Below are 13,447 nucleotides of genomic sequence, written 5' to 3' on the forward strand. Positions count from 1 at the left end.
CTAGCAGAATTAGAGTGTGATTAATTTTTATAAGGAAGATGTCTTATAATAATACCAAATTATTTTATAAACTTAAGAAGGGGGGAAATAATTGTTAAAAGCAAATGAATTAGATGTCGTTCTTACAAAAAGTTATGGAAAAGTTACTATTTTAGAAGTTTTTGATGAAGGAGAGTGTTATTTAGTGGAGGGGCCTGATCTCCCAGAGAGTCTCGAATTAAACGTTTTTACGATGCCATTTAACGAGGTCATTGAAATTATCTATTTTAGTAAATAATAGTATTATGTTTATGTTTTGAACATGAAATCGAAACAACTAATTAACTAAAAGGGAGAACGGTTCAACGTTGCTTCTTTACGGGAGGAGTCGTTTCTTTTTCCTCACTTTGTCGAATATCTTTGCTGAATTTTTCAGTAAGTGTGGAATCTCAAGAGCAAAACCTATTATAATCCCTTGGAGTTCATCTCCTTATAAACATTGTATTTAAAGCTTCGTAGTAAAAATAACCATTGGTTTATTCGTCTTAATGCCTCGTTTTACATGTTGTGAAAAAATAAAAAAGCCTTGAAACCCTGATTTAACAAGGTTTCAAAGGCTTTTAACATTGCATTATGCAAACGAAACAGATTAACGAGAGTAGAACTCAACGATTAATTGTTCTTGAATTTCAGCTGATAATTCAGAACGTTCTGGAAGACGTACAAATGTACCTTCTTTTTTGTCTGCATCAAATGATAAGTAATCTGGTACGAAGTTGTTTACTTCGATTGCTTCAGTTACAACAGCAAGGTTTTGAGATTTTTCACGAAGAGAAATCGTTTGACCTGGTTTAACGCTGTATGAAGGGATGTCAACGCGTTTACCGTCAACTAAAATGTGACCATGGTTAACTAATTGACGAGCTCCACGACGAGTGCGAGCTAAACCTAAACGGTAAACAAGGTTGTCAAGGCGAGTTTCAAGAAGGATCATGAAGTTTTCACCGTGTAGACCTTGTAATTTACTTGCTTTGTTGAATAAAGTTTTGAATTGACGTTCAGTCATACCGTACATATGACGAAGTTTTTGTTTTTCTTGTAATTGTAAACCGTATTCAGATAATTTTTTACGTTGGTTTGGACCGTGTTGACCTGGTGCATAAGGGCGTTTTTCTAATTCTTTACCTGTGCCGCTTAATGAAATACCAAGGCGACGAGACACTTTCCAAGATGGACCTGTATAACGAGACATAGTTTGTCTCCTCCTTTAAATTTGGTTTTTTGCACTGATTGAAATGAAGTTTCCTATCAGTATTTGTAAAACAAAAACCAGTTGTACCCGACACTTGCAGCATTTTATTTTCATGTATCTTCGCCCTTGCAGCCGAAAGGGTTACCCAATACACCTTCTAATTTGAATTCATGTTCAAAACTAGAGGAATAAAATACATACACAGCTTATACAACTGCTGCATTCATTTTACACGAAGATTATTGTATATTTTTTTAGCCCTTGAGTCAAGGAATAACTTTATAAGTATACCATGAAAGTCGAGTGTAATTTTTATTAAAATAGGATTTGTTAAATTTTAGAAATTGCTATACTATAGTATTATAAAAATAGATATTAAATCCTAAATTGATGGATAAATATAGTTAATTTTACATAAAAAGTGTATACTTTCATCATCAAATACATTTGTTATTTATTTCTATTGGTATAGAAAAGGTGAGGTTATGATCGAATATTCGAAGAGATTAACTTATATAAAATCGGAGTTATTAGACTTATGCACCAGTTCTGTCAATTCACAAAATCGTTTCCATGAATATGCTTTATTGTTACAAACCCACTTAAAACAATACTTTTATATTGATCAAAGCTGTTTTCTATTTTATGAAGGGGAAGCAGCTCTCAAACCGTTTTACGTTCATTCTTCTATTAAAGTAGATTATCAACAATTGAAAAAAGTTTATTTGATGTCTTATTTTTCTCAACAGAAAGTTGTAGAAATTGCAAATAAACTAGGGGGATTTTCTCCATTTACCCATATGATCTTCATAAAAGAGAATCACTTTGATAAATATGGTGTTGTATTTATTCAATCTTCTCCTGAATGGCTCACTTTCTCTCAATCTGATTTTTTAGAAGATTTCATCAATTGTATTTCTAAAGTGTTTTATTTAATAAATGAACAAATGGAAATTCGCCAACATGAAAACCAATATCGGAAATTATATAACATGACCGACTTGTTCCATTCCACAATGGATATTGATTTCATTTTGGAAAATATGCTCATTACTATTCAAGAAAATTTCCCGAACTTTGATGTGGAGTTGATCCTATCCAATGATCAAGATCGACAAACAAAGTTACAAATAAAACCCTTTGATTATTTATCAGAACGACCTACTACGATACAAGCTTTTGTTTCAGGGGAGATAACGATTGAACAAGCATTTGATAAAGACCGCTGCTTATTAAATGTACCGATTAATGGTAGACAAGCAATATATGGAATTTTACAAGTAAGTGCACCGATTTCCTATGTTTTTTCCAATGCCCAAAAGGACTTTATTCGATTACTTGCCCATACATCAGGAAATGCTCTGGAAAATGCGAAACTTTATCGCCAATCCCATCGTTTAATTCGGGACCTACAACTGATCAATGAAACATCCCACCATTTAAATAAGCTATTAACTTTAAACGAAATGTTTTTATTTTTGCAAAAACAAGTAATCCAACATTTTCAACCGATGGAACTTTGTTTTGTTTTAAAGGAAGGAAATGAATATAACATTACTGAAGCGGCAACGAATTTTTTTAAAACCGAGGAAAGTGGCTTCTATATAGAACATGTCATGAAACATTTTGAAGGTAGCCAAGATTCATTGTTTATCGCGGATTTTAGCCGAATAGTAGGTACCGATACTCCGTATAAATCGATGATGGTAGTACCAATGATTGTCGAGCAGAGGATCAATGGATTTTGTATAGTATTGCATCAAGAACCTTATTATTTTTCCTTCGACAGTTTTAAATTAATGCAATCGTTAATTCATCATTCATCATTAGCTATTGCGAATTTAATTTTACGTAACCAATTACAAGAAATGGTGAATCAAGATTACTTAACGAAGCTATTTGCGCGTAGATATTTAGACCGTTTTGTTGAAAGTTCATTAGAAAATGATCGTTCCGGAATGTTTTTATTAATTGATATCGACAATTTTAAACAAATCAATGATACTTACGGTCATCAAGTTGGCGATGAAATATTAGTTCAAATGGGGAATTTGTTAAATAAAATAATTGGCACACGAGGAATTTGTGCAAGATGGGGTGGGGAAGAATTAGCGATTTACATTCCAAATATTTCGGAGGATGAAGCAGTAAATATTGCGACAGAGCTTTTACGATCTATTCCCGAAGCAACGAACCCTAAGGTTACAATTTCTGCTGGTTTAGTATTGTGGAATCATGAACACCGCCCTGAATTCCATTCCATTTTTTTGCAGGCAGATACAGCTTTATATAATGCGAAGGAAAATGGAAAAAATCAAGTTTGTGTCTATAGTGAATGGATGTCTTCTCCATAGGAAAAAACTTACTACAGTAAGTCCGATTGAACATACGTAGTAAGTTTTTATTTACATTTATAAAAATTTTATTAATGTTTGGACAAATTGTTCAAGACCTTCTTTATCTTCGGAAGTAAAGCGACCTTTGATTGGACTATCGATATCTAATACACCAATCACTTCATCATCTTTAATTAGTGGAATAACGATTTCAGAATTAGAAGCAGCATCACATGCAATGTGACCAGGGAATGCATGAACGTCATCAATTAACATTGTTTCACGCTTCGAAACGGCTGTTCCACAAACACCACGCCCAACGGCAATTCGGACACATGCTGGTAATCCTTGAAATGGACCTAACACAAGTTCGCCATCTTTCATTAAATAAAAACCAACCCAATTGATCCGGTCTAAAAATTGGTTTAGTAAAGCAGAGGCATTACTTAAGTTCGCGATAAGATCCTTTTCACCTTCTAATAAAGCATCTAATTGTTTTGATAAGGTTGTATATTGTTGTAATACTGGTCCTTCATAATTAATTTTAGAAAACATCTAGTGAACCTCCATCATACGTTTTTAAAAATGATTTCATAATGTTGATGTAAATCTTTCACACTATGGGCATCCGATCCGAAAACTAGGGGCAAGGAAATAGAACGGGCAAAGTCAATGAAATGTAGCGGTGGGTATGGCTCTTTGCAAAAGCTTTTACTTATTCCAGCACTATTGACATCCAGTTCGTAACCTTGTTCTTTCATCTTCGTTAAAATATCGGTAATGCGAGCATGATCGTCTATTTTTTCTCCATGGGCAAGTTGGAATTTATGAATTAAAGTTGGGTGTCCAATTCTACGAGGTTTAAATCGTCCAAGGTTTGCCTCTAAAGACTTTAAAACTGTATCATAGTATAAATGATAAAGGGAATCGATTCCACCAACTTGTTTTGCAAAGTCTAAATAAACTTCTTCTGAAAAATCAATGCATGTATATGTATCTTCGTGTTTTAAAAAATGTACGGACAGTATAGCGTCATCTAAAAAAGGTCCGACAATATCGAGAAAGGCTCTCGTTTCGGTTTCATAACCGATAATGTAATCGATCTCTAATCCTACATTAACCTTAATTTGCTGTTGATATTGCTCTTTTAATTGTTGAACGGTGTCGATATAAGCTGTTAAGTCCTTTGGTTCCATCCCGCTATCTTTGTCAGGTGTTGGGTCAACGAAATTGGTTGGCAATGGTGCGTGCTCTGTAAAAGTAATTTCGGTAAATCCTTGTTCAATTGCTTTTTCGATATAATGCTCAAACGGATCTTTCGTACCATGGGGACAGAAAGGGGAGTGGATATGTCCATCTTTTTTCATTTTGAAACCTCCGCTCTATTATTTTCAAGCATATGAATAGTTAAACATAGTAAAATATCTTCTTCATTATGCTATATATATGGTGAAAAACGGGAACGAATTCTACATAATTTATTTAATTCTAGTTAACTTTAACAAAAAGCTTTATTTTTTTAAACAAATGCCTAAAAACATGGTATATTATAGTTACAAAATAGTAGGTATAGAGATTTTTGGAATAGGGAATAGGGGGCTTATGATGCAGTATATCATCATTGTCGTCATCGTACTATTAGCATTATTTATCGGTGGACTTATGATCCGTCGAAAACATAATGTTGTTATACAGCGACTTGAACAAGAAAAAATGCAAATCCAGCATTATCCTATATTTGAGGAGCTTACAAAAGTAAAAGCTTTAAATATGAATGGTCAAACAGAAGAGAAATTTGAACAATGGCGGAATATATGGACAGAAGTAATCGATGTTCATATTATCAAAATTGATTCTATGCTTTTTGATGCAGAAGAATACATAGATCGTTTCAAATTTAAAAAAGCTTCAATTGTTGAACGGGAGATAGATGAATATATCGCAAAATGTACCGAAAAACAAAATCAAATCATTAATGAATTAAATGAATTAATCGGTAGCGAAGAAAAAAATCGTATTGAAATTGAGCAATTAAAAGAACATTATCGTTCTGCACGTAAAACATTACTTGCCCATCAATACTCTTTTGGTCCGGCATTAAGTACATTGGAAACGAGAGTAGAAAACTTTGTTCCAAAATTTGAAGAATTTGATCGATTAACTGTAGAAGGTAACTATCTTCAAGCAAGGGAAATTGTGCTTGCATTACATAGCGAATCACAAATTATATTTGAGTTATTAACGGAAGTACCTACTTTACTAACGGATATACAAACAAAAATACCGGCTGCCATCCATGAGTTGAGAAGTGGTCAACGGGAAATGGAACAGCAATCGTATTACTTAAACCATTTAGAATTAAACGTTTTCTTAGATAATGTTGAAAAAGAATTGGAAACTTTAAAAGAACAATTAGCAGCGTTAGAGGTATCATCTGTAGGTCCTAGACTTGAAGAAATTAATCAGGAAATTGAAAATTATTATGATTTGCTTGAAAAAGAAGTGATCGCTAGAAAATACGTTGATCAAAATTGTGATGAAACATTTAATACATTAAATGAAGTATTACGTACAACGAAAGAAATTAGTAATGAAGCGGTCTATGTTCAAAATAGTTACCATCTACCAGAAAAAGAGGCTGAAATTCCAAAACTTGGTTTAAAACAATTGGAAGTAATTCAAAAACGATATGAATTACTTGTTTCTCGAGTTAGAGAGGAAAAGTCAGCTTATTCTAGTTTACAAGAAGAATTAGTTGAAATTAGCGAAGAAATTGAACGCATTCAAGAAGAGCAAGAACAATTCTCCAACCGTTTGAAAAATTTACGCATTGATGAAAATAAAGCAAGAGCTCAATTGGATTCATTAAAACGACTATTACAAGAAACAGATCGACAGCTCAATAAAGCGAACATTCCTGGTGTTCCAGAAGAAATGGATAAGCGTTTAGAAGAAGCTGAAGAGCAACTGTTCATTGTTATGCAAAGTCTACAAGAGATTCCTTTAAACATGAGCCATGTTCATAGTAATTTACAAAATGCTGAAAAGTGTATTCAAGAAGTAAATAAACATGCAAAAGAAATGATTGAAAATGTTATACTGATTGAAAGAATTATTCAATACGGCAATCGTTATCGGACAACAAATTCAAAAGTAAACGAGCTTTTATTACAAGCGGAAGATGCTTTTCACCAATACCGCTATATAAAAGCGTTAGAAGATGCGGTGACAGCGGTTGAATTAGCGGAACCGGGTGCAATTAAACGGATCGAAGAACTAGTTCAAGATGAGCTTTACGAAAAAACACAGAACTAACCATTTGATGAATAAAGCCACCTCACATTTGTGAAGGTGGCTTTACTATTAAAGAAATTAGAAGATATTGATCATTCGATAATAAGTAACGAAAGAGTTAAACGATCTATTTCCGTGATAGGTAAAATTAGTTGGTGGTCATTTAAGAAAGTTTGCGTTATGATAAATAGCGTTAAATCAAGCTTTGAAAGAGTGTGATTAAAGATGAAAGAAAACATTGTCTACCTAGACAATAGTGCTACTACAAAACCGTTAAAAGAGGTTTTAAATACATTTATTCAAGTAAACGAATCTTTTTATGCTAACCCTGCTTCCATTCATGAAGCAGGTGTGGAGGCAAATACATTATTAGATAGGGCAAGAAGTCAAATAGCTAATATTCTTCATACGAAAGAGCAGCTCGTCTTATTTACTGCTGGTGGAACGGAATCCAATAATTTTGCGATATTTGGGGTTTCAAAAGCAAATACTCATATAGGAAAACATATTATTACAACGGAAATTGAGCATCCATCCATATTAGAAGGTGTGAAGTCTTTACAAAAGGATGGCTATGAAGTGGACTATTTATCGGTTGATGAAAATGGTGTTATTTCATTAACGGAATTACGAGAAAAACTCCGAAAAGATACAGTTTTCGTTAGTATTATGCATGTAAATAACGAAATGGGAGCTATTCAACCAATTGAAGAGGCGGCTAAAATCATTCATGAAAACAGTCGAGCGGTATTCCATGTCGATGCCGTTCAAAGTTTTGGTAAATTACCGACTCAATTTAACGGTGAAGCCGGTCCGGATATTCTTTCGATTTCTGGCCATAAAATCCATGGCTTAAAAGGGTCAGGCGTTATTGCGTTCCGTAAAAAAATGAACATTATCCCACTTCTTGTAGGTGGTGGACAAGAAAGCGGATTGCGAAGTGGCACAGTTGCCGTACCTCAAGCAGTTGCTTTAGCGAAAGCGGCTCGAATGGTGACAGAAAATATGGAACAATCGATGAAAAAATATCGAACATGGTTCAACGACTTATATGAATTTTTAACAGGATACGGTGAAAATATTCATCTATTATCGACGAAATCTGGAGCAGCTCACATCTTATCTTTTAGTGTGAAAGATTTAAAAGGGGAAATTTTGATTAATGCATTGCAAAGTAGAGGAATTATCGTATCTACATCAAGTGCTTGTTCCTCTAAACAAAAGACAACAAGTCATGTTGTTGATTCGTTAAAAGTACATGCCAATTATAAAAAAGGTGTTATTCGATTAAGTTTTGGATTATTTAATACGGATAACGATATAGAAGCGTTCAAAAAAGCTTTCACAGCTGTGATGGACGAATTAAAAGGAGATAATAAGTAATGATTTGGAAAGAAATTTTAATCCGTTATGGAGAATTATCAACGAAAGGACGTAATAAAAAGGACTTCATCAGCCGTCTTCGTACAAATATTCGTCATACTTTTCAAGATATTGCACCCCTTGATATTGTAACGGAAAGAGATCGTATGCATATAAAAATTGAAAATGAAGAGCAGTATGAAGTATTGATGAAAAAATTACCAACCGTATTTGGAATTCAATCCTTCAGCCCTGTCGCTGTTTGTGAAAAAGATATAGACGAGATGAAAAAATTGTCTCTTATTATTATGGAACAATTTAAAGAGAGGGAAATCACTTTTAAAGTAGAAGTTCGCCGATCTGACAAAACATTCCCAATGGAATCCCATGAACTACAACGGGAAATTGGTGGTCATGTTTTAAGAAATAATCCGAATATTTCAGTACAAGTGAAAAAACCAGATGTGGAACTTCGTATTGAAGTACGTAAAGATGCTATATATATGATGGCGCAAATTATTCAAGGAGCAGGTGGAATGCCTGTCGGTTCGAATGGGAAATCATTACTGATGTTATCAGGTGGAATTGATAGTCCAGTTGCTGGGTACTTATTAATGAAACGTGGTGTTCGTTTAGAAGCAATTCACTTCTTTAGTCCACCATATACAAGTGATAATTCTTTAGAAAAAGTAAAAGTTTTAGCCAATGAATTAACAAAATTTGGTGCAAATATTCGACTACATGTCATTCCTTTTACTGAAATTCAAGTATTAATAAAAGAAAGAGTTCCGAGTAATACAATTATGACGTCCACTCGCCGTTTGATGATGCGAATTGCAGACAAAGTTCGAGAAGAGATCGGTGCCCTTGGAATTGTGACAGGAGAAAGTTTAGGACAAGTAGCGAGTCAAACGTTAGAAAGTTTAACAGCGATAAATGATGTAACCAATACTCCAATATTACGTCCCTTAATTGCTTATGATAAACTTGAAATTATTGATATTGCAGAACAAATCGGAACATATGAAACATCAATTCAACCATATGAGGATTGCTGTACTATCTTTACACCAGCAAATCCAAAAACAAAACCGAAAGTCGATAAAGTCAATTATTATGAAAGTTTTACGGAATTTGATGAATTAATTGAACGTGCAGTACGTAATCGAGAAATTTATAAATTCCCTGAAACAAAGAAAACAACCGATAAATTTGAAGGTTTATTATAAAAAACCAGTCAATCGGAAAAATAAGAACAATTTACCTCTCATCTTTTGTGTATTAAAAAATCAATATCGCACATTCTATATGCACAAGGAGGTGAGAGACATGGCTTCAAACAACAGCGGAAACAGAAACAAGCTTGCTGTACCTGGTGCAGAACAAGCATTAGATCAAATGAAATACGAAATCGCGCAAGAGTTTGGTGTTCAACTCGGACCTGAAGCGTCTTCTCGTGCAAACGGGTCAGTCGGAGGAGAAATTACTAAACGTCTTGTACAAATGGCTGAATCACAATTACGTGGTACTTCTGGTCAATAATATTTAAAAAAACCAAAAAGGGCTAGTAGCAGAAATGCTACTAGCTTTTATTATGTGAAAAATAGGATTTAAAAAACTTTAATTATAATTTTTTATATGAATTTAATACAGATATTTCTATCTTTCGAGGAATATTTTGATATTTAAGTTGAATATTATTATAATTAGCATAATGTATCAGGGATGCATCAAAGGGGGATGTAGTAATGAAAAGGGAAGATTTATTGGCTCCAAGAGAATACAATATCGTTGATGAAATTGAGAAATTTGCAAAAACGGGGAAAACGGCTTTAATGATTCACCATGAAAACGGAGAAATTGAAACAATCTCTTACAAAGCTTTAATTAAAAAAGCGAACAAGGTTGCCAATTTATTTAAAAACAATGGACTGAAAAAAGGTGACGTAGCCCTTGTTATGGTACCTCGCTCAGAAGACGCATATGTTACATACATCGGAGCGCTAAAAGCAGGACTTACGATTATACCGAGTTCTGAAATGCTTCGGGCAAAAGATATTGATTACCGAATCATTCATTCTAAAGCAAAGGCAATCATTGCTTTTGAAAATGAGATTGAACAATTTAATGAAGTTGAACATTTGGATGGATTAAAACTTTTTGTATATGGCGAATCGAAAGAACCATGGATTTCAATAAACAAACAATTAGAAGGCCTATCTGACGTTTTTGAAGGTGTGCAAACAGAAAATACGGATATTGCATTTTTATCTTATACGAGTGGAACGACGGGTAATCCTAAAGGGGTTGTTCACTCCCATGCATGGGGTTATGCCCATTTACGTACAACAGCTGCCCAATGGTTAGGAGTCCAAGAAGATGATATTGTTTGGGCGACTGCAGCACCTGGTTGGCAAAAGTGGATTTGGAGTCCTTTTTTAGCGACTTTAGGTAGTGGTGCGACAGCTTTTGTTCATTTAGGAAAGTTTGATCCGAAAGAATACCTTCAAATACTTGAAAATTATCATATAAACGTTTTATGTTGTACACCAACAGAATATCGCTTAATGGCAAAAGTTGATCATCTTGAACAATATAATTTATCTAGTATTAAAAGTGCTGTATCGGCTGGAGAACCATTAAATAGCGAAGTTATTAAAAAGTTTTTAGAAGTATTTTCCCTACAAGTTCGAGATGGTTATGGTCAAACGGAAAATACCTTGTTAGTAGGTACACTTCTTGGAATGACGCCAAAACCAGGTTCGATGGGCAAACCGACTCCAGGTAATATTGTCGAAGTAATCAATGAGCTAGGCGAACCAACAAAACCAGGGGAAGTAGGAGACATTGCCGTACACTCATTAACCCCAGCTCTATTTAAAGGATATTTGAATGAACCTGAACGAACAAAAATTCAATACCGGGGTGAATGGTTCTTAACGGGAGACCGAGCATATAAAGACGAAGATGGCTATTTCTGGTTCGAAGGACGTGGAGATGATATTATTATTTCTTCTGGTTACACAATAGGACCTTTTGAAGTGGAAGACGCTCTTGTTAAACATCCTGCTGTTAAAGAATGTGCAGTTGTTGGTAGTCCAGATGAAGTGCGCGGTAACATCGTAAAAGCATTTGTAGTTTTACAGGATGCTCAATTGAAAGATAGTCCAACAATCGTTAAGGAATTGCAAGACCACGTGAAGACGATTACCGCACCTTATAAATATCCAAGAGCAATTGAATTTATCGATGAATTACCAAAAACGTCGTCAGGAAAAATTCGACGTATTGAGTTACGCCAAAGAGAGTTGCAAAAGGAAATATCGAATTAAGTTCTTCTTTATTTCCTAGGGAATAATGTCGAAATGAGTGGAGACTTTAAAGTCATATAGAATGACTTTAAAGTCTTTTTATTGGATTTGATAAAAATTGAAATTTTTTGAAACAATTGGACATCAAATACGTATGTATGAATGGAGGAGGAGTAGTTAAATGAATACAAAAAGATGGCTTGCTTTAGGAGCAGCAATAGTTTTATTAGTCGGTTCAATTGGTTTGAATACGGTGATCTCAATATTTAAAACGGATTTCTTTTCAAGTTTTAATGATGTAATGAACACGGAACAAACAGTAGTGGAAACCGTAATTGAACCAGGAGATTATGGTGAGCGAATTGCATTGTTATCCGTAGATGGAACGATTCAAGATGTCGGTTCTAGTTCACCATGGACAACTGTCGAATATGATCATCAATCTTTCTTATCCCAATTAGAAAATATTTTATATGATGAAAGTGTACAAGCGGTTGTATTATATGTTAATTCACCAGGTGGTGGCGTTATTGAATCAGCTGATATTCATGAGAAATTAGTAGAAATTAAAGAACAACGAAATATTCCTATATATGTTTCCATGGGTTCTTATGCAGCTTCAGGTGGTTATTATATTTCAGCACCTGCAGATAAAATTTTTGCTCATAGTGAAACAATTACAGGCTCAATCGGTGTAATTATGCAAAGTTATAATTTTTCAGAGCTAGCGGACAAATTAGGGATTGAGTTTGAAACCATTAAATCAGGCGAACATAAAGATATGTTTGGTGGAACAAGACCAACGACTGACGAAGAAAAGGCTATGGTTCAAGAAATGATCAACGAATCTTATGAAGCATTTGTAGATGTTATTGAACAAGGAAGAGGTATGTCAGAAGCGGATGTTAAAAAAGTTGCAGATGGACGTATTTTAGGAGGTTCCCAAGCGATTGAAGCAGGATTAGTCGATGAAATTGGAGGACTTGAAGATACAATCGCAGCAATCCGTGCAGACTATGGTTTAGAAAATGCGGAACTTTTTGAATATGAATCAAGCTTTGGCGACCTAACTTCTTTACTAGGCGTAAAAATTAGTTCATTATTCGGTCCATCACCTGAAGAACAATTTTTAACGAAATTTATGTCTTCTAATGGTGGTCCACGAATGATGTATTTATACGGTGAATATTAAGGAGGAGTTTATAGATGTCAGAATTTGAAAATAACGACTCAAACGTTTCTCTTCCTAATAATGAAGCTGTGCCCACTATTATTAAACAAACAAAAATAATCGAACAGATTGAAGAGAAGACGGCTGGATTTTGGATGCGTCTTTGGGCTTTTGTTTTTGATATTTTAATTGTTAGTGCTATTGTAGGGATTGTTGTAAATCCTATATTCCATTTATTTGACTGGAGTTTATCAGAAGAAAAGTGGTACTCTCCAATGACAATCATTTCTGGTTTGTTCTATTATGCGTATTTTGTACTTACGACAAAGTATTGGCAACAAACCCTTGGAAAAATGATATTTGGCTTAAAGGTGAAACATTTAAACGATGAAAAATTAGGCTGGCTTACTGTTTTATTTAGAGAAGTGGTTGGACGCTTTATTAGTAATAAGCTTCCTATTATCTACATTATGGTTGCCTTTATGCCTAACAATAAAGGGTTGAATGATATTATTGCCGATACGGTTGTTATACAAGAAAAAGTATTTGTTAAACGTAGAAAGGAAATCATTCAAGAAATTACGAAAAAAGATGAATTCGATGGTGAAAACTCCATTTCACCAATAGGATAAATGAAAGCCATCTGAACAAAATTGTTCAGATGGCAGACTGTAGACAAACTCGAAATTTCGAGTTTGCCTACAGTCTTTTTTCTTTTAAAATAAAAGTAATAGTTTCTGAA

Annotated in this window: 12 protein-coding genes; 9 read left to right on the forward strand and 3 right to left on the reverse strand. The window is 34.1% G+C overall.

The window, feature by feature from the left end:
- Positions 1 to 91 precede the first annotated feature (91 nt).
- The gene (locus tag H9636_RS10635) at positions 92 to 277 is read left to right on the forward strand and encodes a hypothetical protein (RefSeq protein ID WP_191707587.1); all 186 of its coding nucleotides are present in this window, start codon (positions 92 to 94) and stop codon (positions 275 to 277) included.
- Positions 278 to 628: 351 nt separating this feature from the next.
- On the opposite strand, the gene rpsD is transcribed toward H9636_RS10635, so the two are convergent.
- Positions 629 to 1,231, reverse strand: a complete 603-nt coding sequence (gene rpsD, locus H9636_RS10640) for a 30S ribosomal protein S4 (RefSeq protein WP_191707588.1) — start codon at positions 1,229 to 1,231, stop codon at positions 629 to 631.
- 485 nt (positions 1,232 to 1,716) lie between these two features.
- Here rpsD and H9636_RS10645 point away from each other — a divergent pair, with 485 nt between their 5' ends.
- Complete coding sequence (locus H9636_RS10645) at positions 1,717 to 3,585, forward strand: sensor domain-containing diguanylate cyclase (protein ID WP_191707589.1); 1,869 nt, start codon at positions 1,717 to 1,719, stop codon at positions 3,583 to 3,585.
- Positions 3,586 to 3,642: 57 nt separating this feature from the next.
- Here H9636_RS10645 and H9636_RS10650 read toward each other — a convergent pair whose 3' ends face one another.
- Both H9636_RS10650 and hisJ read right to left on the reverse strand, forming a co-directional pair.
- On the reverse strand, positions 3,643 to 4,122 hold the full coding sequence (locus H9636_RS10650; RefSeq protein ID WP_191707590.1) for a GAF domain-containing protein: 480 nt from the start codon (positions 4,120 to 4,122) through the stop codon (positions 3,643 to 3,645).
- 14 nt (positions 4,123 to 4,136) lie between these two features.
- Positions 4,137 to 4,934: a histidinol-phosphatase HisJ gene (hisJ, locus tag H9636_RS10655; RefSeq protein ID WP_191707591.1), complete on the reverse strand. Its 798-nt coding sequence runs from the start codon at positions 4,932 to 4,934 to the stop codon at positions 4,137 to 4,139.
- A 238-nt stretch (positions 4,935 to 5,172) separates the two neighbouring features.
- Between hisJ and ezrA the strand changes: the two genes are divergently transcribed.
- The 7 genes from ezrA (at position 5,173) to H9636_RS10690 (ending at position 13,337) form a co-directional block, all read left to right on the forward strand.
- Positions 5,173 to 6,882, forward strand: a complete 1,710-nt coding sequence (ezrA, locus tag H9636_RS10660) for a septation ring formation regulator EzrA (RefSeq protein WP_191707592.1) — start codon at positions 5,173 to 5,175, stop codon at positions 6,880 to 6,882.
- Between the two features lie 204 nt (positions 6,883 to 7,086).
- On the forward strand, positions 7,087 to 8,244 hold the full coding sequence (locus tag H9636_RS10665; RefSeq protein WP_191707593.1) for a cysteine desulfurase family protein: 1,158 nt from the start codon (positions 7,087 to 7,089) through the stop codon (positions 8,242 to 8,244).
- Positions 8,244 to 9,452, forward strand: a complete 1,209-nt coding sequence (thiI, locus tag H9636_RS10670; protein WP_191707594.1) for a tRNA uracil 4-sulfurtransferase ThiI — start codon at positions 8,244 to 8,246, stop codon at positions 9,450 to 9,452. The genes H9636_RS10665 and thiI overlap by 1 nt, the downstream gene beginning before the upstream one ends.
- 100 nt (positions 9,453 to 9,552) lie before the next feature.
- Positions 9,553 to 9,765, forward strand: coding sequence for an alpha/beta-type small acid-soluble spore protein (locus tag H9636_RS10675; protein ID WP_122971092.1), 213 nt, complete (start codon positions 9,553 to 9,555; stop codon positions 9,763 to 9,765).
- 206 nt (positions 9,766 to 9,971) lie between these two features.
- Positions 9,972 to 11,555: an acyl-CoA synthetase MbcS gene (gene mbcS / locus H9636_RS10680; protein WP_191707595.1), complete on the forward strand. Its 1,584-nt coding sequence runs from the start codon at positions 9,972 to 9,974 to the stop codon at positions 11,553 to 11,555.
- A gap of 160 nt (positions 11,556 to 11,715) precedes the next feature.
- Positions 11,716 to 12,726, forward strand: coding sequence for a signal peptide peptidase SppA (sppA, locus tag H9636_RS10685; protein ID WP_191707596.1), 1,011 nt, complete (start codon positions 11,716 to 11,718; stop codon positions 12,724 to 12,726).
- Between the two features lie 14 nt (positions 12,727 to 12,740).
- Positions 12,741 to 13,337 (forward strand): RDD family protein, encoded by a 597-nt coding sequence (locus H9636_RS10690; RefSeq protein ID WP_191707597.1) that lies wholly within the window; start codon positions 12,741 to 12,743, stop codon positions 13,335 to 13,337.
- Positions 13,338 to 13,447: the final 110 nt, after the last annotated feature.

Origin of the sequence: Ureibacillus galli (assembly GCF_014836845.1) — a bacterium.
In the GTDB taxonomy this organism is placed as follows: domain Bacteria; phylum Bacillota; class Bacilli; order Bacillales_A; family Planococcaceae; genus Ureibacillus; species Ureibacillus galli.

What these genes read in the sequence shown, in the direction of transcription:
- H9636_RS10665 (WP_191707593.1), top strand. Translation starts at nt 7,087, where the DNA reads ATGAAAGAAAACATTGTCTACCTAGACAATAGTGCTACTACAAAACCG.
- mbcS (WP_191707595.1), top strand. Translation starts at nt 9,972, where the DNA reads ATGAAAAGGGAAGATTTATTGGCTCCAAGAGAATACAATATCGTTGAT.
- H9636_RS10645 (WP_191707589.1), top strand. Translation starts at nt 1,717, where the DNA reads ATGATCGAATATTCGAAGAGATTAACTTATATAAAATCGGAGTTATTA.
- H9636_RS10650 (WP_191707590.1), bottom strand. Translation starts at nt 4,122, where the DNA reads ATGTTTTCTAAAATTAATTATGAAGGACCAGTATTACAACAATATACA.
- ezrA (WP_191707592.1), top strand. Translation starts at nt 5,173, where the DNA reads ATGCAGTATATCATCATTGTCGTCATCGTACTATTAGCATTATTTATC.
- sppA (WP_191707596.1), top strand. Translation starts at nt 11,716, where the DNA reads ATGAATACAAAAAGATGGCTTGCTTTAGGAGCAGCAATAGTTTTATTA.
- thiI (WP_191707594.1), top strand. Translation starts at nt 8,244, where the DNA reads ATGATTTGGAAAGAAATTTTAATCCGTTATGGAGAATTATCAACGAAA.
- H9636_RS10675 (WP_122971092.1), top strand. Translation starts at nt 9,553, where the DNA reads ATGGCTTCAAACAACAGCGGAAACAGAAACAAGCTTGCTGTACCTGGT.
- rpsD (WP_191707588.1), bottom strand. Translation starts at nt 1,231, where the DNA reads ATGTCTCGTTATACAGGTCCATCTTGGAAAGTGTCTCGTCGCCTTGGT.
- H9636_RS10690 (WP_191707597.1), top strand. Translation starts at nt 12,741, where the DNA reads ATGTCAGAATTTGAAAATAACGACTCAAACGTTTCTCTTCCTAATAAT.
- hisJ (WP_191707591.1), bottom strand. Translation starts at nt 4,934, where the DNA reads ATGAAAAAAGATGGACATATCCACTCCCCTTTCTGTCCCCATGGTACG.